At 35.8% G+C, this 23,526-nt stretch carries 13 protein-coding genes and 1 rRNA gene; 8 read left to right on the top strand and 6 right to left on the bottom strand.

Features of this window, described 5'->3' with window-relative positions; genetic code table 11:
* From ACHRV5_RS21845 to ACHRV5_RS21835, 3 genes are all read right to left on the bottom strand, one after another.
* Window positions 1-211 (bottom strand): 16S ribosomal RNA (locus ACHRV5_RS21845); the annotation flags it as partial.
* Between the two features lie 980 nt (window positions 212-1,191).
* Window positions 1,192-8,091 carry a S8 family serine peptidase gene (locus ACHRV5_RS21840; RefSeq protein ID WP_395428217.1) on the bottom strand — a complete coding sequence of 2,300 codons (6,900 nt, stop codon included), beginning with the start codon at window positions 8,089-8,091 and terminating at the stop codon, window positions 1,192-1,194.
* Window positions 8,092-8,395: 304 nt separating this feature from the next.
* Entirely contained in the window at window positions 8,396-9,079 is a 684-nt protein-coding gene (locus tag ACHRV5_RS21835; protein ID WP_047776575.1) for a DUF4294 domain-containing protein, read from the bottom strand.
* An 81-nt stretch (window positions 9,080-9,160) separates the two neighbouring features.
* Between ACHRV5_RS21835 and ACHRV5_RS21830 the strand changes: the two genes are divergently transcribed.
* The 7 genes from ACHRV5_RS21830 (at window position 9,161) to ACHRV5_RS21800 (ending at window position 19,622) form a co-directional block, all read left to right on the top strand.
* The gene (locus ACHRV5_RS21830; protein WP_047776573.1) at window positions 9,161-10,249 is read left to right on the top strand and encodes a M42 family metallopeptidase; all 1,089 of its coding nucleotides are present in this window, start codon (window positions 9,161-9,163) and stop codon (window positions 10,247-10,249) included.
* 479 nt (window positions 10,250-10,728) lie between these two features.
* Window positions 10,729-11,409 carry a response regulator transcription factor gene (locus ACHRV5_RS21825; RefSeq protein WP_047776571.1) on the top strand — a complete coding sequence of 227 codons (681 nt, stop codon included), beginning with the start codon at window positions 10,729-10,731 and terminating at the stop codon, window positions 11,407-11,409.
* On the top strand, window positions 11,406-12,767 hold the full coding sequence (locus ACHRV5_RS21820; RefSeq protein ID WP_395428214.1) for an ATP-binding protein: 1,362 nt from the start codon (window positions 11,406-11,408) through the stop codon (window positions 12,765-12,767). Before ACHRV5_RS21825 ends, ACHRV5_RS21820 begins: the two co-directional genes overlap by 4 nt.
* Window positions 12,768-12,851: 84 nt before the next feature.
* A complete protein-coding gene (locus ACHRV5_RS21815) occupies window positions 12,852-14,099 on the top strand; it encodes a TolC family protein (protein ID WP_395428212.1) in 1,248 nt (415 codons plus the stop codon).
* 12 nt (window positions 14,100-14,111) lie between these two features.
* Window positions 14,112-15,197, top strand: a complete 1,086-nt coding sequence (locus tag ACHRV5_RS21810) for an efflux RND transporter periplasmic adaptor subunit (RefSeq protein ID WP_395428210.1) — start codon at window positions 14,112-14,114, stop codon at window positions 15,195-15,197.
* 4 nt (window positions 15,198-15,201) lie between these two features.
* Window positions 15,202-16,467 (top strand): carbohydrate porin, encoded by a 1,266-nt coding sequence (locus ACHRV5_RS21805; RefSeq protein ID WP_395428208.1) that lies wholly within the window; start codon window positions 15,202-15,204, stop codon window positions 16,465-16,467.
* Between the two features lie 56 nt (window positions 16,468-16,523).
* Window positions 16,524-19,622: an efflux RND transporter permease subunit gene (locus ACHRV5_RS21800; protein ID WP_395428206.1), complete on the top strand. Its 3,099-nt coding sequence runs from the start codon at window positions 16,524-16,526 to the stop codon at window positions 19,620-19,622.
* Window positions 19,623-20,230: 608 nt separating this feature from the next.
* Here ACHRV5_RS21800 and ACHRV5_RS21795 read toward each other — a convergent pair.
* Window positions 20,231-20,614 (bottom strand): ankyrin repeat domain-containing protein, encoded by a 384-nt coding sequence (locus ACHRV5_RS21795; protein ID WP_047776564.1) that lies wholly within the window; start codon window positions 20,612-20,614, stop codon window positions 20,231-20,233.
* A 522-nt stretch (window positions 20,615-21,136) separates the two neighbouring features.
* On the opposite strand from ACHRV5_RS21795, the gene ACHRV5_RS21790 reads away from it, so the two are divergent.
* Window positions 21,137-21,676: an SRPBCC family protein gene (locus tag ACHRV5_RS21790; RefSeq protein ID WP_395428204.1), complete on the top strand. Its 540-nt coding sequence runs from the start codon at window positions 21,137-21,139 to the stop codon at window positions 21,674-21,676.
* A gap of 169 nt (window positions 21,677-21,845) precedes the next feature.
* On the opposite strand, the gene ACHRV5_RS21785 is transcribed toward ACHRV5_RS21790, so the two are convergent.
* Window positions 21,846-22,223 carry an ankyrin repeat domain-containing protein gene (locus ACHRV5_RS21785; protein WP_395428202.1) on the bottom strand — a complete coding sequence of 126 codons (378 nt, stop codon included), beginning with the start codon at window positions 22,221-22,223 and terminating at the stop codon, window positions 21,846-21,848.
* A 287-nt stretch (window positions 22,224-22,510) separates the two neighbouring features.
* Entirely contained in the window at window positions 22,511-23,467 is a 957-nt protein-coding gene (locus ACHRV5_RS21780; protein ID WP_047776560.1) for a phosphoribosylaminoimidazolesuccinocarboxamide synthase, read from the bottom strand.
* Window positions 23,468-23,526: the final 59 nt, after the last annotated feature.

The raw sequence follows: 23,526 nt of genomic DNA, 5'->3' as shown, positions 1-23,526 counted from the left end.
TTGTGACTTTAATAATTAAATGATGCCATTCAATTATACTATGAGGTATTAATCCAAATTTCTCTGGGCTATCCCTCTGTAAAAGGTAGATTGCATACGCGTTACGCACCCGTGCGCCGGTCTCAAGCTCCGAAGAACTCTACCCCTCGACTTGCATGTGTTAAGCCTGCCGCTAGCGTTCATCCTGAGCCAGGATCAAACTCTTCATCGTATATTTTTTATATTATATTGCGATGCGTTCTCTATCGGTTCTTTTCGAATCTCTCGATTCTATTACTCTTATTCTTTTGTTTTAACATCTCTGTTAAAACGGCTGTCAATTCAATATGTCTACGAACGTGTGTTTCTGTGTTTCGCTTGTTTCTCAAAGCGGCTGCAAAACTACATCTTTATTTTTAACTGGCAAGACTTTTTTGAAGTTTTTTTTAGAAACTTTTCGTTTCCAATTTTCTTCTTTTCTTAACCAATCTCTCAATGAACTTGCGTGTTTTGCGGGGTGCAAAGGTAAGCAGCGTTTTCAAATCTCACAAGCTTTTTTGAATCTTTTTTTTATTTTGTTTTCTCAAACTTTTCTAAAAAATTAATCCTCTTTTCTTGTCAGTCTATCAGGGAACGTCTACGTCGTTGCGGGTGCAAAAGTAGCCCCTTTATTCGCTTTTACAAGCTTTTTACTTTGCTTTTTTTACCTTTTTTTCAATCTTTTTCTTAACTTACTGGTAATGGTGTTTTTATAAAACTTAGGTTTTTGTTGTTTTTAGGAATTTTCTTTCTTTTATAATTTTGCCTTATTACTGTTCTTTTGGAAGGGCTGATTTTACTGGGGTTTTGCTCTTTTGAGGGGTTAGACTCTCGGAGTTATTCTTGCTTCTCGGGCTCTCTCTTTACTCTGGATAGTCGCGCAAAGACGCAAAGGCGCTAAGTTTCTTCTTTTTTTTGATGTTGGGGCTTGTGGATTTAGAATAATAAACCCGACAGGTTTTAAAAACCTGTCGGGTTGAGGGCGTATAATTAAGGATCTAGTTACACCTATATATATAAGGACAACTGTTATTCTCTACCTTACTCTCTTTAACAAACAAACCCGACAGGTTTTAAAAACCTGTCGGGTTGTGGATTTGGTGTATATTAGAACAAGACCGACTTTGAATGCTATTGTGATGGCTTGTTTTTTTTTAATATACTAGACGAAACTTATTTGATAATTAATTTTTGCGTTGCGGTTTTACCATCTTGCTCTACTTTAATTATATAAACTCCCGATGGCAAACTAGAAACATTTATTTCTTTGTCAGCAGATCGTATCGTAAACACCTTTTTTCCGGACATATCAGATATTCTGATGTTTTTAGAACTGCCAGAACTTGTTTGTATGTGCACTTTCCCATCTTTTACCGGATTTGGATAAATAACAAACCCTTCAATTGTATTGGAATCTACTCCTAAACTACATGCTGTGCTTGATACATTTATTATACGAGTTACTGAAGTTTGATTTTGCAAGGCGTCTTTGACGGTATAAGTACGAATGTATTGACCCGGCGTATTTACATCGACAGAACCAGAAACTACAACTCCTGCTCCAATATCAACCCCTAAATTGTCTTTTGCACTATAACCTGCATCGGTAAAAACACAACCTTTATTAATAGAAACTATAGCATCTCCTAAAAGCGTTATGGTTGGTGCGGCTCTTTCAATTGTTATGGTCCAATCTACAATATCTCCATTTTGCGCCAATACATTATAAACAACTGGCGAAGTATAGTTTAATCTCGTAACGCCACTATCTTGAAAATAGGTACCGATACGCAATGTAGCAAAATCAGATATTTGGAAAACCGGAACTACTGTAGCTAAATCAGCATTATTATCAACCAAAACCTTAGCTGTTTTGGAAACCGGATCAATAACACTTGTTCCTACTTGATTTGAAACCGTATATGCCAAAATATTGGCTTCTGAATTTCTCGCATTTAATGTAACCGTATAATTGGTCTGTGAAAGTTTGTTTTCTGAAACAACAGTAACCAGAAAACTATTCGAATAATCTGATATAATTGTTTTCGAATTTAACTGCTTCACACCGTCTATATAAAGTTCTGCTCCCGGAGAGACAGCAAAATCTGCTTTTAAACTTGAAATATTAGTTCCAAAGACTACTGTTTTTGTAACATTGTTTCCTGTTATATCTGTATTAATATCTGATGTTAGCACCGGATTTGATGCGGTTGTAAAATTATACGAAATTAATTTGCTTTCCGTTTTTAAATCGGTAATCACTTTAATAGTATACGTTTCTGAAATTCCTGTATTAAAACCAACTCCCTCAACTGTTAGCGTAAGTGGATTAGTATAGTCATTTGCTGTAATACCATTTACTTGTGTTATTCCGTTTATTTTTGCAATACTATTCATTCCTAATCCCCAGTTGGCAACTGCTGTCGTTATATCGGATCCATTATTCAACAATACAGTATAAGTTTTGGTTGCTGCATCGTAAGTGGACGAAAGCTGATTTACAAAATCTACCTTTTGCAACAGAACAGGAATATTCCAGAATTTCCCTTCACCTAAACCATTAGAATCGGCATTTGTTACTACAGCTGTATTATCATTTGCAGAAGAATCATGAACAAATTGTTTATCACCTTCGGAAAAAGAATAATAACCTGTTAACCCAGCTTCATTACCCGTATATCTTACCGTTGCATTGCCGGAAATTGTTGCCTGATCACGAACACCTGACCAAATACGAACTTCATCTATATTACCATTTAAACCACGTGTTAAAGTGGCATTGTTACCAATATAAGCCGGCAGTGTTGCATTTGTAGTAGCTGCCCCGGCAATACCGGTACTAGTAAAAGGAACAGAAACTCCATCTATATAAACAGTATACACATTAGTTGAACTCACTGTGTAGGCAATATGCTGCCAAATGTTTTGTTTAATCGAGTTTACCCCAGTATTGATTACATAAGAACCTGAAGCGGTTGTAATGGAAATTACCAGACTATTTTCTTTGTAAAGCGTTACATTATTACTGTTGTGAATAAAAACTAACGCCCTGCTTTTGTCTAAAACTCTACCAAAAGTAGAAGGTTTCTTCTGGTTAACCCATGCTTCGAATGTGTAGTTGTTGGTAAGATCCAGAGCTGGTGTAACATCTGTCTTTATAAAATCATCAACACCATCGAAAGTCCCTACTACGTTTGAAGCATAATTTGCCGCATGTGTAAGTGAAATTGATTTACTGTCGTTTGTTACATCTGTATCACTTGCCAATTTAGTATATACTTCAATTGTATAATCTCTTGGCGCACTTAAGTCTGCTTTAGTAATGAATGAAAAAGTAGCTGTTCCCATTGCTGCAATAGAGGTACTGACATTTTGAACCACTTCGGTTCCACCATTAATTTTGTATGCTATTGGGAAATTAGCGATTGCAGCGTTCGAAAAATTGCGTATAACTGCTGTTACGGTTACAGGTTTATTAGCAGATTTAAAAGGCGCTGTAATTCTTTCTACACTTGCATCAGCAGCGGTAAATGGCAATACATTAACGGTATATTCTTCTACCTCGAAATCTCCTCTTGAACTTGTTAATCCATCAATAGTTGGTCCAAGGTTTACGTTAAAATACTCATTCGGCGAACGAAACATATGGATAACACGCATCAATTTTTCACCTGCTGTCGTACTCGCAGGAATCGTTAAACCTCCTGTCAATGAAAAATTATTTCTAAAATAATGGGTACTTGTTGTAGATGGAATTGCCGGTGCAGCTGAAGTAGGTGTTGTGTTTACCCAAAAATTACCTGCATAAAATTCATCGGTTAGATTGCCATCTCCATTCAAATCAATAACCATCATAGTAAACACACCAACAGCAGTTGCTGACAGATCTCTTGTGATTGGTATTTCTGTTTTGGTGATTGAAACCTCAGGCTGATAGGTGAATCCCGGATATACCGGAATTTTTATATTCTTAAAATCAGAATAGGCAGTCGTTCCTGAAGTATTCACAACATCATTCCATTTCAATTTAGAAATGGCATATCCACTGGTATTCTCATGAACAGGTAGTTCATTTTTGTTATATACTGTCTTTTCTTTTGCATCATTACTATTATTATCGTCTGTTATATCAACACCACTTTTTATTAGGTAAGTTGCTCCAACATCAGACAAATCTGCTTTGGCTGCAAAAGTAAAACTTACTGTAGCATAAGCAGCTATAGCAGGAACTGTCTCTGCAACTTTTGCTCCTCCGTTTACCTGATAATATACCGGGTGGTTTGTTAAAGCAGTTGCGCCTAAATTACTAACTCTAATCGTTACATCATTTGTACTTGTTTTTTTTCCAAGAATCTCCGGCGTAACTATAGCAGCGACACTAGCATCAAGTACGGTTGGTTTTGCAACACAACTGATGTCAGCGGTCCACCCTGCTCCATTTGTGTTTGAATCTGAAGTAAACCTAAAAGTTAGCTCTCCTGCTGCTGCTTTAGATGTTATTGATGAAGGCAAAGCATTGCCTGTAAAAGTGCCGACCAATGAAGCTGCAGAAACCGAAGGGCCATTATAAACATACAAATAATCAAAATCTTGTTCCGTATCAAAAGTTGTAAAATCTACTTTTATACTGCTGCCTGCTGTAGCGGGTTTAAAAGTTAGGGTCTGGGTTACATTATCACTATAATTGGTGAAACGTGTTCCGTTATCTGTAAATACCGCCGAACAAGTAGTATTTGGGGTAGCTGACCCCATTAAAACATCTGTCCCATTATTATAAACAGTTTTTGTAATTGTATTATTTTCAACAACAGCGTCACCGGTATAATTTACATTGCCAACAACTTTGTAAACACCCGGAGTAGCATAATTGACTTTCTGAACAAAATCATAAGACACGCTGCTCAAAGGAGCAATGGGTCCCGGAATAACTTCACTAACTTCTGTTTCTTCATTAATTTTATAAGAAACAGGAATAGTACTTATTGCAACAGGAGAATTGTTAAACACTTTCATTGTCACGGTCTCAGTAGCTGTTAAAGCAGTATTGGCTACTAATGAAGATAGTGCCAAATCGGTAGTTGTGGCTTCGAAAAGACTAACATTATCTACAAAAACAGTAGTGTACACCGTATCATTACCAACCACACTCGCATCATTATCCATAACAGCTTCAAAAGCAATACTAAATGTTGTTCCTGCGAATGCCGACAAATCATAGATTACTTCTGTATTTCCTGATAGCGTGGCTCCTGCATAAACGTCTATGTTTTCATGACTGCTTAGCGGGATTCCATTTACCAAAACTCTAAAAAAGTTTTTATTAACGGCGCCAACACTATTCCAAATTAAATTAAATTTCATACGAATCACTTTTCCTGTCAGTACTGTAGCATCAATATCGCAAAAAGACATTTTTTTTATGAAATTCGGGTTATTGGCAAAGGCATTCGCAGTTGTACTTGCAACCCATGGCGTCAAAGATACATTTCCGGACCCTGCCATTTTTACACCGTCCAGTAGTGTTGCGTTTACATATTCATATTTTATAATACCTGCAGTTCCTTTGGAAAGAACATAATTCGTTGCTTTTCTTTCATTAAAGTTTTCTAAAAACGGTAAACTGGCAACTGTCAAAACCGGCTGTGAAACCGGATCCACGTTTATTGCTTTAGCTCTTTCAGAAGTAATTCCTGTAGCGACATCTATTGTGCGAACAGAGAACCAATTGTCTTCCCCTGCTGTAAGATTATTAAACGTATAAGTAGGTTCTGTAACTGTCGCGACAACATCAAACTTGTATCCGTTCATTTTTAAAACTTCATATTTTGCTCCTGCAATAGGATCCCAATCCATTTTATAGGAAGAAGTACCGCAGACAGCTGGCGCAATCACTAAATTTTTAGGCTCTGCAATAATATTAAATACCTCTTTTGAAGTATCTACTTTTGCACCTGTACTAATTCTTATCTTAGCGTTTGCAACCACAGCTGCAGGTACTTTCCAGGCAAAACTTCTTGCGGCAGCAGGAACTTCTTTTGCTAGTGTTGTATAATTTATTCCTCCATCAAGTGAATATTCGATCGTGAACGTTTTTGCTTCTCCTTCATAATCCCAACGGATGTATTCTGTAGTCTCCGGATTGAATTTTTCTCTACCAATCGGATAAGTCAGGCTTAATTCCGGTGCCACATAATCGTATACTACCGAGAATTCCTGACTGTTAAGAGGAACTCTTGTACCGGTAACCACAATTTTATAGGTTCCGGGAGCAGGATTATCTAAAGTTACTTGTTCGATATTGTTCAACGTATCTACTCCCCTTGTCGCATTTGCATTTGGAGTTGTTGGATTTAAAATCCACGGTAAGGTCGTAGTACCGTCTTTTACGATTTTAATATCCAAATCATTTACCTGAACAGAAGTCGACCCGGGTGTTCCTGCTACATCCGAATAAGCAAGCATAACTTTTAAAGAAACTAAACCCACAGGCACCACAATTTCTTTTTCATAAACTGCTCCGCCTGCTACAGTAGCCGTATAAAACATTCTTTTATCTAAAGCTTTAATCGCTCTTAGACCATTCAAATTTCCAAAACCATATTTATAATCCGGACCCGGGTTACCGGCATCTATTGCCGTATTTGTAACCAACGCTTTCATTAAAGAGGCTAATGGTTTTTCTCCATAAATATTTTTATATCTTTCGTAGAGCAAAGCTATTGTACCACTGGTTCCGGGTGTTGCCATTGAAGTTCCGCTCTTAACTGAATACCCATTACTATAATCTAATGAATATACATCTGTGCCAACTGCCGCAATTTGTGGTACCAAGCGACCATCAATCGTTGGTCCGAAACTACTGTAATTACTAATCAAATCATCAGGATTATTAGCTGCTACGTGCAATGAGTTTTTTGAATTTTTAGTAGAGGTATTAAAACCGCCCGGGTATGCTGATTGTGAATTTCCATTAGAATACACATTTAAAAGATAAGGATATAGAACCGTAACATTATCGTCTCCACGATCTTCATTATCGTATCTCCTCACATTGTATCCGGAAGTAAGACTGGATCCGTAAGAATTAGAGGTGATTTCGATCCCATCTTCTGTTACCGCTTTTACTCTTTCTTGTTGCACACTTAAACCATTTGATTGTGTATTAAAATTCCAACCAAACATTTGTACCTCCGGTGCCATACCTCTGGCTCTTGGATCTAACAAACCGGCACCGCCAATTGTTCCGGAAACGTGTGCTCCGTGAGAAGAATTATACTCATATTCTCTAATTGTAACTCTACCGGTATGATCTTTATGTTTTTCCAGATTTCCATCCCAAACACCCACTTTAACCCCTTTTCCTGTCAATCCGTATCCTAAACCGGGAATAGCTGAACTTAAAACATTTACTTTATGAGAAGTTACACCAGGCTTATTATCACTTTCAACAGGAGCAGCAACCAGTTCAATATTTTGAACCCAGTTTAGTTTTGCTATTTCCTCCAATTTATCTCTGGAAGCTTCCAAATAAACTTCATTAAAAGATTCGTCGATCTTACTGCTTTTCACAAATAAACCTGCCAGATTTTGTGAAATAACTTTACTGTCAACTCCCTTAAAGTAACTTACTACAACCTTAACGTTATTACTTCCTTCTAAGGCATAATCCGGAATTGCTCCAGTGGCAATCATTGGATCTATTTTATACTTTGAATCTACCGTAACAACAGTCCTGATAGTAGAAGAAATAACCCCTTTATTGTAATAGTTCGAATTAATTAAAGCATAATAAGCATTATTCGATAAATAACTAAGCAATGTAATGCCTTGCTCTTTTAACTTTTGCTGCTCGTTTACAGATGGCATTTGGGTAAATTGCACCAAACTGTAAGTTGCGACAGGCTTTTGCTTGTTTGTATTCTTCTTAAATTCTCTGGCCTGTTCTTTAAAATTGGCAGAGGTCGGTATTTTATTTCCGTTTATAAAAACAGAATAATCCTTCTGAATTCCCTCCTGCGACCATATTGTAGTCGCAAAAAACATCACAATTAAGCTAAGTATTTTTTTTATCATATGCGTATTTTTTGGTTAATTAATAGTTAAAAAAAAGTAAACATAACAAACTATACACCTAAAAACAAACAATAACAATGAGAAAATTCTTAAATAAAGAACAAAAAGCATCAATAAATTCTAAAAAAACAACCTAAATAGGATCTCCAATGCAAGGGCTACTTGGGAAAATCAAAACACAATCATTAAAATCCTGCAGAAAGAATACTCCTCGATTTGTAATTCAAAAAATACGTTTAATCCTACATAAAAAAAGACCTACCAAAAATTAATCCGGTAAGTCTTTTTAAATAGATGTGTTTATTTATTTTGCTGCTTTCAGCTCTTTTGCTTTTTCCTGCCAATGATTACTCAAATCATCGTAATCAACGGGATGTGCGGGCTTTTGATTGATTAATCTGCCCGATTCGAAGGCTCTGACGAGTATGGTTTCGATCAAATAATCTTCGTTTACTTCATAGGGTTTGTACTCTCTTTTTAGGCTGATATCGAATAAATTAGCTGTCGTATTGGATACAAATGCTTTGAAACCGCTTTTTAAATTCTTGATAAGGTCAAAGGTCGTAGTTCCGGTTTGGCGATGAACCAGTTTTACGAGTATTTGTCCTTGTTTTCTGGAAAGTTTTTTAAGACGGTCTTCAAATTCATTGTTAAGGTAATCCTCAACGATTTTGAAATACTTTTTCTTTTCGCGATTTGTTTTTAAACGTGCCATTCCCTGATTTAAGGCCGTAAGCCTGTCTGCGGTTGTTTTGGCATAAGGATAGGTTTTATAAACACGATTCTGCAGAATAAGAAATTGCTTCTGTGCCTCGGGATCCAGCTTCTCTTTAGAAATTATAATCTCCGGCAATTCGATAGTATCATTTAAGATGGTATCCTGTTCAGTCAATATATAGCCCATTTCCTGATTCTCTTTGGGGGTAACCTGGGCTTGACTTTTAAAACTAATCAATATAAAAAATAAAATAAAGTAGGTAAATCTCATGGAGTCATAATTTAAATGTAAAATTATATATTTATATACAACTCTAATACCAAATTTATAAATTAGCGCAAAAAATTTTCTATGAGCACAAAATCTATCTTAAAAGATACCTCTATAGCTTTTCTTGAAAGCTACCTTAATAATGCCTCACCTACCGGTTACGAAAGCGAAGGCCAAAAACTTTGGATGGATTATCTGAAACCTTATGTAGACACCTTTATTACTGATACCTATGGTACAGCCGTTGGAGTTATCAATCCTGATGCTCCTTTTAAAGTGGTTATTGAAGGACATGCAGATGAAATTTCATGGTATGTAAACTATATTACTGATGACGGATTACTATATGTGATCAGAAATGGTGGTTCTGATCACCAAATCGCTCCCTCAAAAAGAGTGCATATTCACACTAAAAAAGGAATTGTAAAAGGGGTTTTCGGATGGCCGGCCATTCATACCCGATTACGTGATAAAGAAGAGACACCAAAAATCAGCAATATTTTTATCGATTTAGGTTGTGAGACCAAAGAACAGGTCGAAGCAATGGGCGTTCATGTGGGCTGTGTAATTACGTATCCTGATGAATTTATGATTCTGAACGAAAACAAATTTGTGTGTCGCGCCATCGACAACAGAATGGGTGGTTTTATGATCGCTGAAGTAGCCCGTTTGCTTCATGAAAACAAAAAAGAACTTCCTTTTGGTTTGTATATCGTAAACTCCGTTCAGGAAGAAATTGGTCTTCGTGGTGCTGAAATGATTGCACAAACAATTAAACCCAATGTAGCCATAGTTACTGATGTGTGCCATGATACGACAACTCCTATGATTGACAAAAAAGTAGAAGGTGATCTAAAAATGGGTAAAGGTCCTGTAATTGCTTATGCTCCTGCAGTACAAAATAAATTACGCGATTTAATTGTGGATACTGCTGAGGAAAACAAAATCCCATTCCAGCGTCATGCCTCTTCGCGCGCTACAGGAACCGATACAGATGCTTTTGCGTATAGCAACGGTGGTGTAGCATCTGCTTTGATTTCATTACCTTTACGTTATATGCATACTACTGTAGAAATGGTACACAGAGAAGATGTTGAAAATGTGATTCAGTTGATTTATGAATCTATATTAAAAATCGAAAACAACGAAACGTTTTCGTATTTCAAATAAGGGATGTAAAAAAAATGGCACGCGGATTTGGCGGATTAAGCGGATTTGACGGATTTTTTATCAGTTCTTTTGTTAGAATCTGCTAATTCAGCGTGATAAAAGTTAAAGCAATTCAAAGACGCAAGATAAAAATAGCACGCAGATTTAGCAGATTAGGCAGATTTTCGCCAAAGCAATGATAAAAAATCCGCTAAATCTGCTAAATCTGCGTGAAAAAAAAGATAGAATTAAATTAATCCCCACAGATCAAATCATTTCAATCTTATTAATCTGTGGCAAAAAAATTAAACACGAATTGCACAAATTACACTAATTAGTTCGTGCCAATTGGCGAAATTCGTGGCAAAAAATATTTTTAGAACTCAATCATAAATAGATGAAAACACATCGTTTTAAACTTCTATTTGAGATTCATAAAACATTGGTTCGGTTATTCGATACAAACATTGGATAACCGAATTAACCAATATAAAAAGAACATGAAAATTTTACTACTCGAAGATGATTTTACTTTATCAAAAGAAATCTCAACATTCTTTACCTCAAAAGAATTCGAGTGTTTTCCCTATTACGACGGCTCCTTATTATTAAAAAAGTATCTTCCTAACGAATACGACTTAATAATTCTGGACATCAATGTACCCGGAACAACCGGAATAGACGTTTGCAAAGGCATTCGCCAAGTCGACAAAAAAACACCTATAATTATGCTGACTGCTTTTAGCGAAATTGAAGATAAACTCGCTTCTTTTGACAATGGCGCCGATGATTATCTGGTAAAACCGTTTCATTTTGAAGAACTATATGCCCGAATAACTTCGCTTTTAAGACGAAAGGACATTCCACAACAAACCGAAAAAAAAATTCTTATTAAGGATTTAGAAATTCAGGAAGAAGAAATGAAAGTCTTTCGCTCCGGCGAAGAAATAAAACTAACCCCAAAAGAGTTTAAACTCATTTTAATTTTGGCTCATGCTAAAGGAAAAGTACTGTCTAAACAATTTATTGCCGAAAAACTTTGGGATTATCACATCGAAACCAATCAGAATACTATTGAAGTTTACATTAATTTTTTAAGAAAAAAAATTGATAAAGACCACGAAACAAAACTCATTCGTACCAAAATTGGCTACGGATATTATTTAAGTGATCAGGAATGACATTAAAAAATCGAATATCGCTATTAGTCAGTTTGCTGTTTACCATCCTTTTTGGTTTGGCTTCGACTGTGATATTCATTTTATATTCCAATTACAGAAAAGAAGAATTCCGTGACCGGTTAGAGATTAAGGCTTTATCAAACATAAAACTTCTGGTAAATGTCAAGCAAATCGACAATCAGTTGCTTAAAATTATCGATCAGAACTCCATCAATAAGTTATACGACGAAAAAACGCTGGTTTTTGATTCTAACTACAAATTAATCTATAGCAGTATTGATGACGCCAAAATAAAGTGGTCTGTTGATGATCTGAAGTATTTAAAAAAGAACAAAACCTTTTTTAAACAACAAGGTGATTATGAAGTATACGGCGTTTTTTACGATACCAACGACCGTGATTTTTATGCGCTGATCTCGGCGACGGACAATTTTGGTAAAAAGAAATTGCTTTTTCTGCGCTATACCTTAATTGTATCTTATCTTTTCTTTACCTGTCTGTGTTGGATTATCACTTCTTTTACCGTAAAAAAACTGATGAATCCTCTGAATTCCTTTCATCAAAAAATAAAAAATATAAACGAGAACAATCTCGATACCCGTATTGAGTCTAAAAGCAATAAAAACGAAATTGATCTGATTGCCAACGAATTCAATTTCATGATGGACCGGATTGAAGTCTCCTATCAAAAACAGAAAGAATTCACGGCAAACGCTTCGCATGAACTCAGAACTCCACTGTCCAGAATCACTTCGCAAATCGAAAATGCTGTTGCAGACCCTAAAACGAGTCCTGAAAATAAGTCCTTTTTAACCAATATATTAGCAGACGTAAATCAATTAACAGAACTGATTAACTCCTTATTGATTTTGTCTAAAGTAGATACCAACAGAGGCGAAAATACAGAAATACATCGCATGGATGAAATCCTCTTTTCTGCTATTGAAAATCTGAATAAAAGTTTTCCTGATTTTGTAATTCTATTTGAAATTGAAGAAAATGAAAATCTCGATACCGCTTTAGAAATAAAAGGGAATAAAAACCTACTGGAAATTGCCTTGAGCAATGTTCTCAAAAATGCCTGTGTATACTCAGACAACAAACAGGCAACAGTTAAAATTAGTTCAGACGACCACCATTTAATTCTCTCTGTTTCTAATACCGGAATTACCTTAAGTGAAGAAGAGCAAAAAAACCTTTTTCAGCCTTTTATGCGTGGAGAAAATTCAAAAGGAACAACCGGATTTGGCCTTGGATTGCGAATTGTTCAACGAATCCTCACGCTACACAAAGCAACCATAAGCTACTCATTATCAAATATTAACACGAATTTATTTCGGTTAACTTTTCATTTGTAAGTAATTTTAAGCTATTTTTAAGGTAGATTTTAAGGTGTCTTAAAGTCTGTCGATAGCATATTTGTACAAACTAAAAATGATACAATGAAAAAGTTATTTGCATTACTCCTATTCGCAATGCTTAATCAGGCTGCAATGGCTCAAAAAACGGTCACCCTTCAAGACTGTGAGGCTCAATTTTTAAAAAAGAATCTCTTGTTACTGGCTTCTCAATACAATATTGATGCATCAAAAGCCATGACCATTCAAGCCCGAATTTGGGATAACCCCACTCTTACAGCTGAATTGAATGCTTATAACCCGGAACGGAATCAGTATTTTGATATTGGAAAAGAAGGGCAAAAGGCTTTTGGAATCGAACAACTCATCTATTTAGGCGGAAAAAAACGCAATGAAGTAAAATTGGCCAAAACCAATGAACAACTGGCAGAACTTCAATTTAACGATCTTCTGCGAACATTAAAACTTCAATTACGCAAAAGTTTTTATACTGTTTATTTCAACATCAAGAATCTGGAAACCACAGACAAACAAGTCGTTCATCTGGAAGATTTGATCAATTCTTATACTATTCAGGCTCAAAAAGGCAATGTTCCTTTAAAAGATGTTGTTCGCTTGCAATCTCTTTTTCTAAATTTTAAAAATGCAAGAATGGAAACTGTAAATGATAACATTGACGAACAGGCCAACTTAAAATTATTATTAAATGAAACTGAAAATGTAATTCCTGTAGTTTCCAAAGAAGAATTTGATAAGTATCTTAAAACGATTGACTTCGATTTAAAGAAATTCGAAACCGATGCCATTGCCAATCGACCGGACTATCAGGCCAAACAAAAAGAAATTGATGCCAACGAAATAAATGTAAAATGGCAAAAATCACTATCGATTCCTGACCTTACTCTGGGAGCCAACTACGATCAGCGCAGTGGTGCTTTTAACAAAGAAAGTAACTTGACCATTGGGATTCCACTCCCACTTTGGAACAAAAACAAAGGAAATATCAAATACGCACAGACGATTCTCGAACAATCTAAAATTGACAAACAAAATTTTGAATTGCAATTGCAAACCGAAATCACATCGGCCTGGACCAAGTGGGACGAATCACGAAAAAATTACAGCGTGATAAAACCAACGGTGAATGCTGACTTTGAAGCGGTTTACAATGGAATCCTGACCAATTTTCAAAAACGAAACATCAGTATTTTAGAATTTACCGATTTTATGGAAAGTTACAATCAGGCCACCATTCAGGTAAACGAAATAAAGAAAAAAGTAGCCCTTTCCGGTGAAGAATTAAATAGCACAATCAATAAAGACTTATTCTAAAACAAACTAAAGATGAAACATAAACTAATTATAGGAATTGCGATTGTAAGTTTATCGATAACCGGCTGCAAAAAAGAAGTTGAAAATCCCGATACCAATACCTCTTTTGTACTAAGCGATGCCATGCTAAAAACAACCACTACTGCACCGGCAGAAAAACAGCCCGTAAAAAATGTACTGAGTTTTTATGGTAAAATTACGGCCGACAACAACAAAATGATTGACGTTTACCCGCTTGTTGGCGGAAGTGTATTAAAAGTGAATGTTGAACTTGGAGACTATGTAAAAAAGGGACAAGTCCTAGCCTCGATAAAAAGTACTGATGTTGCCGACTTCGAAAAACAGGCTATAGATGCCAAAAATGATTTATTGGTAGCAAAAAACGGCCTGAAAGTAGCTCAGGAATTATATGACGGCAAATTAAACTCGGAGAGTGATGTCTTACAGGCAAAATCGGAAGTAAATAAAGCGCAATCACAGGTCAGTAAAATTCAGGAAACCTATAAAATTTACAATATCAAAGCCGGTTCTATCTATGAAGTAACAGCACCAATAAGCGGTTTTATCATTCAAAAAAGCATCAATCAGGACATGCTTTTGAGAAATGATCGTACTGAAAACATTTTTGATATCGCCGAAATTAGCGAAGTATGGGCCATGGCTAACATTAACGAAATTGACATCAATAAAGTCAAACTGGGCACTGCAGCTGCTGTAACTACGCTAAGTTATCCCGATCAGGTTTTTAAAGGAAAAGTAGACAAGATCTATAATGTGATCGATCCTGAAACCAAAGCCATGCAGGCACGTATAAAATTAAGCAATCCGGGGTACTTATTAAAACCGGATATGAATGCCAGCATAAAATTATCCTTCGACGAAAATGAGTCTATGATAGCCGTACCAAGTAAAGCAATCGTTTTTGATAAGAGTAAAAACTTTGTCGTGATTTTTAAAGACCGTAACAATATTGAAACCAGAAAAGTGGACGTGTACAGAGTAGTTGGTGACGTAACCTATATTTCGAGCGGACTAAAAGAAAATGAGAAGGTAATCACCAACAATCAATTGTTTATATACGGTGCCTTAAACAATTAGCCAAATGGTAAAACTAGTCACTATAACAAGTTTCGGACTCTTCCTGTTTTCTGCGTTATCTTTTTCGCAGGAAAGAGATTCGATACGCAGTTATAGTCTGAAATTTCAAATGACATCAATATACCAATACCAACCGGCTTTTCATTCTCCTTATCAAGGAACAAACAGTTTAAGTCCAAAAGAAGAAAAAGCCTTGTCCTTAACATCAACTCTATATTTAAATGTCCCGTTGTGGAAAGGAGCAACAGTCACCTTTAATCCCGAAATGTCAGGAGGTGAAGGGCTGTCTCAGGCAAGAGGTTTAGGGGGCTTTCCTAACGGAGAAACCTTCAGAATCGGAGATACAAAACCGGTCGTATATGTGGCAAGAATGCTTTTGGAGCAGCAGTTTCAATTAAAAAACAATCAATCACTGCAATTCGTTTTTGGAAAATTTGGATTGTCTGATTATTTTGATGGAAATGCGTACTCTCATGATCCCAGAACCCAGTTTTTAAATTGGTCATTAATGGCCAATGGAGCTTGGGATTATGCAGCAAATACCAGAGGATATACCGTTGGACTTTATGCCAATTATCAATTTGATACCTGGCAAATCAGAACCGCCATGGTAGCGGTACCCACCTATGCCAACGGTCCAAATGTAGCCTTTAGCTTTGATGATTCGAATGCTTTTAATCTGGAGATTGAGAAAAAAATAACGTTTGCCAATTCTGATACCAGCGTTATTAAATTATTAGGATTTCGCAATGTAGCCGGAATGGGAAATTACGATGAGGCCAACGCTAATTTTATAACAATACCGGATATTAAAAGTGTCCGTAAAAATGGTCGCACAAAATATGGCATCGGTCTCAATGCCGATTACACACATGGAGACAACTGGGGATTATTTGCCCGAATGAGTTATAATGATGGTAAAAATGAAACCTGGGCCTTTACCGAAATTGACCGATCAGCATCCTTGGGAATGAATCTAAAAGGAAAAATGTGGAACCGTAAAGAGGATTTTGGCGGAATCGCAATAGTGGTTAACGGACTATCCAAGTCTCATGAAGAATACCAAAGATTAGGAGGAAATGGTTTTATGATTGGTGATGGTACTTTAAATTATGGAACAGAAAAAATCGTAGAAGTTTTTTACTCCTTTTTAATTCCCAAAACCCATTTTACGCTTTCGCCCGATTATCAATTTGCATTAAATCCGGCTTATAATAGAGATAGAGGGCCTGCACAATTTTTCGCATTGCGTTTTCATACCGAATTCTAAGGCCAATTATAAAACGAATTAAAACATAAAATTCATCATTAAAAATACTTTTTAAAATGAACAAATTCATAAAAAACATTATTGCTTTCTCGCTAAAGAACAAAGCATTTACCTTCTTTTGGGTGGGATTACTGGCCGTTGCAGGATTTATTTCTTTCAAAACCATGCCTATTGATGCTTTTCCTGATGTAACTAATACACAGATCATTATCATCACACAATGGAACGGGAAAAGTGCTGAGGAAGTGGAACGTTTTGTTACTTCTCCTATCGAAATTTCGATGAACTCGGTGCAAAAAAAGACCAGCGTTCGCAGTATTACCATGTTTGGTTTATCGGTTATCAAAATTATTTTTGATGATGGTGTAGATGATACTTTTGCCCGTTTTCAGGTTAACAATCTCCTTAAAAATGTGTCATTACCCGATGATGTCGAACCGGACGTTCAGCCTCCATACGGTCCAACAGGAGAAATTTTCAGATATATTATAAAAAGTAAAAGCAGAGACAGCAGGGAATTATTAACCTATCAAAACTGGGTGATCGACAAACAACTGCGCTCCCTTCCCGGTGTTGCCGATCTAAATGTATTTGGAGGGCAGACTAAAACTTATGAAGTAGCCGTTGATCCGATAAAATTAGCCAAATACAACATTACTCCTCTTCAGGTTTATAATGCAGTCAATGCAGGAAATCTAAATGTTGGTGGTGATGTAATCGAAAAAAATGGACAGGCGTTTGTAGTTCGTGGTGTAGGGTTATTAAAATCTATTCCGGATATTGAAAATATTATTGTTGACGATGCAGGAGGAAATCCAATTTTGGTTAAAAACTTAGCGGCAGTAAATGAAAGTTCGATGCCAAGAGTCGGACAAACCGGAATCGGGGATAATGATGATGCGGTTGAAGGAATTATTGTAATGCGTAAAGGGGAGAATCCTCAGGAAACTCTGGCACTCATCAAAGCCAAAATAAAGGATCTTAACGACAATATCCTTCCAAAAGACATTACATTAGAAACGTTTTATGATCGTGATAATCTGATGAATTTCACCACCGAAACGGTAATGCACAACTTATTTGAAGGTATTATTCTGGTTACTTGTGTCGTCTTTCTTTTTATGGCCGATTGGAGAACTACCTTTACCGTTTCTATCGTTATTCCGCTGTCGCTGTTGTTTGCGTTTTTATGTCTCAAAATGATGGGAATGAGTGCCAACTTATTGAGTTTAGGAGCCGTCGATTTTGGAATTATCATTGATGGCGCCGTGGTAATGGTTGAGGGATTATTTGTTGTATTAGACCGTCGGGCACATCAATTAGGAATGCCTGCTTTTAATAAAATAGCAAAAGGCAGTCTGATTAAAAGAACCGGAACAGAAATGGGGAAAGCGATTTTCTTTTCTAAACTAATCATTATTACCGCTTTACTACCTATTTTCTCCTTTCAGAAAGTAGAAGGAAAAATGTTCTCTCCCCTCGCCTATACCTTAGGATTTGCTTTAATGGGAGCCTTAATTTTTACTTTGACACTGGTACCGGTCTTATCCCATATCCTTTTAAATAAAAATGTAAAAGAGAAGCACAATCCGTTTGTCAACTTTTGGGACCGAATAGTAGGTAAAGGTTTTGCCTGGACTTTCAAACACAAAACCAAAACACTAATCGCTTCAATCGTTTTATTGGCAACCGTTTTCTTTTCTGCAACCTTTCTTGGAACTGAATTCTTGCCCCAATTAAATGAAGGTGCCTTATGGGTAACCGCAGAATTACCAATGAGTACTTCTCTTCCTGAAAGTGTAAAAACAGCTGCTATGATCCGAAAAGACCTTGAAAGTTTTCCCGAAGTAAAAAAAGTGCTGTCACAAACCGGAAGAAGTAATGACGGAACCGATCCAAACGGTTTTGGGTTTATTCAGCTTCAGGTTGATCTAAAACCAAAAGCAGAATGGACGCGAAAAATTACGATGGACGACCTGATCAATCAAATGGATCAAAAATTAAAAGTCCATCAGGGCATTACCTATAATTATTCACAACCCGTTATTGATAATGTAGCCGAATCTGTAGCAGGATTTAAAGCTTCTAATGCCGTAAAAATATACGGTGATGATCTTAACAAACTCGATGAACTGGCCAATGAGGTATTGGCCCAAATTAAAAACATTCCCGGTATAAAAGATGCCGGAATACTTCGCAATGTGGGACAACCGGAGATCAGTGTTATTCTGGACAGAGAAAAAATGGCTGCCTACGGTGTTACATTGAGCGATGCCCAAGCGGTACTTGAACTTGCTTTTGGAGGAAAAACAGCCACAGAAAAATACGAAGACGAGAAAAAATTTGATGTGAGAGTTCGTTTTTCTCAAGAATACAGAAAAGACGAAAAAGATTTGGAAGAAATAAAAGTACCAACGATTAGTGGTATAAAAATTCCTTTAAAAGAAATCTCAGACATCAAGACCATTACAGGTCCGGCTTTCATATATAGAGACAATACCAAACGTTTTATCGGGGTTAAATTCTCTGTTCGTGATCGTGATTTAGGAAGTACCATTGCCGAAGCACAGCAAAAAGTAGACAAAATGAAACTACCACAAGGTTATACTACCGGATGGACGGGAGAATTTGAAAATCAAGTGCGTGCCAGTGCACGTTTAGCACAAGTTGTTCCCATAAGTTTAATCGGGATATTTGTCTTGTTATTTATCCTTTTTGGAAATATTAAAGATTCCTTACTTGTTTTAGCTAATGTTCCATTTGCTATTATCGGTGGTATTATTGCTTTGCATCTTACCCGTATGAATTTCGGAATCTCGGCTGGTGTTGGTTTTATTGCTTTACTTGGGATTTGTATTCAGAATGGCGTTATTCTGATCTCGGAATTCCATCATAATCTAAAGGCGAAGTTTAGCCTCGAGGAATCTATTTTTATGGGGGTAAAGGCACGAACAAGAGCCGTTGTAATGACAGCCCTCATGGCATCTATAGGTCTAATGCCTGCAGCCATTTCAACAGGAATTGGTTCTGAATCGCAAAAACCATTGGCCATCGTAATTATTGGAGGATTGATTACCGCCACGATTTTAACCTTATTAGTGTTTCCGATTATCTTCTGGGTCTTCAACCGCAAAAAACACGTACCGATTGAATAAACAACTTCAAAAAAACCACTCTTCCGGAGTGGTTTTTTTTTATCTAAATCCTTCCAATCTTTTTAATCTGTGGCAGATAATAAAGAGTTGTTGACTTTTACAGAATGTCTTTACGGGGCGGGAAATGCTAAAATAAAATAGCACGCAGATTTAGCGGATTTTGGCGGATTTTTTTATCATTGCTATCTGCTAAATCTGCGTGTAAAAAATGGTCATAAAGTACCAATTTCCTAACTTCTCGCTTTAACAGTCTCGCAAAAACGCCAAGCCGCTAAGTTTTCTCTTCTTATTTTTAAGTTTTACCCTTCTGTTTTCCACTTTTCAATTTGGGTTTCTCGAAATGTCATGGAGTCTCAAAGCTTTTTTTCTACTTTCTAATTAAAACTTTGCGATTTTGCGACTCCGCGAGATTTTTACTACTCCACAGATTTTCGTATTGATTCTTTATTTCGTCAAGATGATTAACTGGTGGCTCGCGAAAGCTAATCCAAATCTAAAACTGACCTATTCTAAGCATCAACTGAAACATTTTTAAACAAAAAAAACGACCCTCTGCTCATGAAGATCGTTTTTAACTAACTTAAACTCTTTTAAACTAATCTAAAATCTTATTTTAAATCTTTCAAAAGGGCAACAGCATCTGTAGCGTTTGATAATTGTGCATATTTCAAAGCTGTATATCCTCTTTCGTTTTTATCAGATGGACGTGCTCCACTAGCCAATAAAACTTTAATAATTTCAACTTTGTTGTAACGTGCTGCAGTCATTAAAGGAGACATATCACCTGACTGTTCGTTTACATTAGCTCCGTATTCAATAAATTTCTTAACTCCGTCAATATCACCCTTACTAATAGCAACGTTTAATGGTGTTGCATCTTCGTCTATAGATAGTACAATTTGATCTTTCACAACTGTTTTGTGATTTGCAGCCATTGATACATTTGCAAATGTTACTAAAGCTAATCCTAAATAAATAACTGAATTTTTCATAATGGTTTTGTTTGTTAAATTGATTGATAAAATATGATTGATGATCTTTTAAATTCTATACAAATGTAAATAATATTTTGGTATTTTGCATTACAAGGTACTATGTTTTAACTAATTCTTAACGTTTTGTTAATGATTCCTAAATAATACCACCCAATCGTTATTTAATTCTGTATAAAAGACGCTGCAAAGGTAGAAATGTTACACAAAAACGAATATTTCTAAAAAATATTTATCAAATTTTCCCAAAAATGTAAAACCAAAACATTACTTTTTTAACTTTACTTTGAAGTAATACTCAAAAAAGGGCTGTTTTTTTAATGAAAAATAAATTTTCGGCCAATAATTCATACATTAATGATCTAAATTACTTATTTTCAAAAAAAATAAAAAAGTAGGATAAAACTTAAGTATATAGCTTTACGTTTTGTCGTTTTTTTATAAAGAAAACGGCTAATAAAATAATTGACCAATCATTTTCACCATTACCAAATCATTTAAATAACCTTTAAACCAAAAAAAATGGGAGCAATCAAAAAAATTCTGGCCGCTTTAATCTTAGTTGCAGCAATCGTATTAATTACGGCTTACTTTATGCCTCGAAATTATGCCGTTGAAAGAGAAATTATCATCCATAAACCGGTCGATAGTATTTTTACTTATGTCAGATATTTAAAAAATCAAAATGAATTTAGCGTCTGGGCCAATATCGATCCCAAAATGAAATTGACTTACAAAGGAACAGACGGTAGTGTTGGTGCATTATCGGCCTGGGAGAGTAAAGTAAAAGAGGTTGGTGTGGGTGAACAGGAAATCACCAAAATTACAGAAGGAAAACGATTGGATTTTGCTCTCAGGTTTAAGGAGCCGATGAACGATACTGCTGTCGGATTTATGTCGACCGAAAGTTTAGCAGCGGATCAGACCAAAGTAAAATGGGGCATAAACGGTGTTATCCCCTACCCTATGAATATCATGTTGCCTTTTATGAAAATGGACCAGATGATTGGAAATGATTTACAAAAAGGCTTGGATAATTTAAAAGCAAAGATGGAAGAATAAAAGATCAGGTTCAAAAATTGCTAGGAAATAAAAACTTTGCGACGCTGCGTCTTTGCGAGGAATAATTTTCAGATTCAAAGGAACAGAATAAAAACGAATCTTTGTAAAAAAAAGAAAACCGTCATTAGTTTGTTAATGACGGTTTTCTCTTTTTTAATGGTTTCCTTTATTACAAACCTTTCAGAATTGCAATAGACTCTGTAGCTTTCGAATATTTGGCATAATCTAACGCTTTTAAGCCTTTATCATTTTCAAGTGAAGGCTTGGCTCCATTTTCTAATAAAACTTTAATAATATCTACTCTGTTAAATCGTGCTGCCAACATCAGAGGAGACATGTCTCTTGATAATTTATTGACATCTGCCCCGTATTCGATACTTTTTTTAACGCTATCAAGATCCCCGTTGCACACTGCAATATGTAATGGCGAAGATTCATAAGCAGAAAACTCGATTTGATCTTTTACCAACGGCTTGTGATTTGAAGCTACTGATACATTTGCAAATAAAACAAAAGCTGTCCCTAGAATGATTACTGATTTTTTCATGATTGATTGATTGATTGATTGATTGATTGATTGATTGATTGATTGATTGATTGATTGATTGATTGATTTAATTGTAAACTGTAATTTAGCAGGGTTGCATCAAAAATGTTGTCTTCTAAATAACAGTTACTATCTATATAGACGCTTAAAAAACCTAAAACGTTACATTTAAATCAAAAAAAAAATCAAAAAAATCAAAAAACAAGTAAAGAACCTCAATAAAAAAGCGCAATCCAAACAAATTGGATTGCGCTTTTTCTATTAAAATAAACTCTTAAAACTTAAAATTAAGCTTTATCAGCAAGATATTCCTTTACGTTTTTATCAATACGTGCATCAATATTGGCAATATCAGCTTTTACAAATTTCTCTCCTAAAATATTCTCGTATAACTCAATATATCTTTCTGAAACAGATTCGATGTAAGCTTCTGTCATTTCAGGAATCTGTTGTCCGTCCTGACCTTGAAAACCATTTTCGATCAACCAACGACGTACAAATTCTTTTGATAATTGTTTTTGCTCTTCTCCTTTTTCCTGTCTTTCCTCATATCCGTCAGCATAAAAATAACGGGAAGAATCCGGAGTATGAATTTCGTCAATCAAAACGATTACACCGTCTTTTGTTTTTCCGAATTCGTATTTTGTATCTACTAAAATTAAACCACGACTTGCGGCAATTTCAGTCCCTCTTTGAAATAAAGCACGGGTATATTTTTCTAAAACAATATAATCTTCTTCTGAAACTATTCCTTTTGATAAAATAGCTTCACGCGAAATGTCTTCATCGTGAGAACCGTTATCTGCTTTTGTAGTTGGTGTGATAATTGGTTCCGGAAATTTATCATTCTCCTTTAAACCTTCCGCCATTGTTACACCGCAAATTTGTCTTCTTCCTGCAGCATACTCACGTGCAGCATGTCCTGAAACATAACCACGAATAACCATTTCAACTTTAAAAGGATCACACAAATGCCCCACAGCCACGTTTGGATCCGGAGTTGCAATCAACCAATTAGGCACAATATCTTGCGTTAATTCCATGAACTTTGTAGCAATCTGATTTAAAATTTGCCCTTTGTATGGAATTCCCTTTGGTAAAACTACATCAAAAGCCGAAAGTCTGTCGGTCGCCACCATTACCAAAAGTTCCTCATTGATATTGTAAACTTCTCTAACTTTTCCGCGATAAACTGATTTCTGATTCGGGAAATTAAAATCTGTAGTTGTGATTGTATTGCTCATTATCCTTTAGTTGTGTTTTGTTTTATGGATGCAAATTTAAAACTAATTAAAAGAGGAAG

Source organism: Flavobacterium sp. FlaQc-52 (assembly GCF_044007495.1).
GTDB classification, from domain to species: domain Bacteria; phylum Bacteroidota; class Bacteroidia; order Flavobacteriales; family Flavobacteriaceae; genus Flavobacterium; species Flavobacterium cupriresistens.
This window is presented reverse-complemented; position numbering and strand designations above follow the sequence as displayed.

What these genes read in the sequence shown, in the direction of transcription:
- ACHRV5_RS21815 (WP_395428212.1), top strand. Translation starts at nt 12,852, where the DNA reads ATGAAAAAGTTATTTGCATTACTCCTATTCGCAATGCTTAATCAGGCT.
- ACHRV5_RS21795 (WP_047776564.1), bottom strand. Translation starts at nt 20,614, where the DNA reads ATGAAAAATTCAGTTATTTATTTAGGATTAGCTTTAGTAACATTTGCA.
- ACHRV5_RS21810 (WP_395428210.1), top strand. Translation starts at nt 14,112, where the DNA reads ATGAAACATAAACTAATTATAGGAATTGCGATTGTAAGTTTATCGATA.
- ACHRV5_RS21790 (WP_395428204.1), top strand. Translation starts at nt 21,137, where the DNA reads ATGGGAGCAATCAAAAAAATTCTGGCCGCTTTAATCTTAGTTGCAGCA.
- ACHRV5_RS21805 (WP_395428208.1), top strand. Translation starts at nt 15,202, where the DNA reads ATGGTAAAACTAGTCACTATAACAAGTTTCGGACTCTTCCTGTTTTCT.
- ACHRV5_RS21835 (WP_047776575.1), bottom strand. Translation starts at nt 9,079, where the DNA reads ATGAGATTTACCTACTTTATTTTATTTTTTATATTGATTAGTTTTAAA.
- ACHRV5_RS21800 (WP_395428206.1), top strand. Translation starts at nt 16,524, where the DNA reads ATGAACAAATTCATAAAAAACATTATTGCTTTCTCGCTAAAGAACAAA.
- ACHRV5_RS21785 (WP_395428202.1), bottom strand. Translation starts at nt 22,223, where the DNA reads ATGAAAAAATCAGTAATCATTCTAGGGACAGCTTTTGTTTTATTTGCA.
- ACHRV5_RS21840 (WP_395428217.1), bottom strand. Translation starts at nt 8,091, where the DNA reads ATGATAAAAAAAATACTTAGCTTAATTGTGATGTTTTTTGCGACTACA.
- ACHRV5_RS21825 (WP_047776571.1), top strand. Translation starts at nt 10,729, where the DNA reads ATGAAAATTTTACTACTCGAAGATGATTTTACTTTATCAAAAGAAATC.
- ACHRV5_RS21780 (WP_047776560.1), bottom strand. Translation starts at nt 23,467, where the DNA reads ATGAGCAATACAATCACAACTACAGATTTTAATTTCCCGAATCAGAAA.
- ACHRV5_RS21820 (WP_395428214.1), top strand. Translation starts at nt 11,406, where the DNA reads ATGACATTAAAAAATCGAATATCGCTATTAGTCAGTTTGCTGTTTACC.
- ACHRV5_RS21830 (WP_047776573.1), top strand. Translation starts at nt 9,161, where the DNA reads ATGAGCACAAAATCTATCTTAAAAGATACCTCTATAGCTTTTCTTGAA.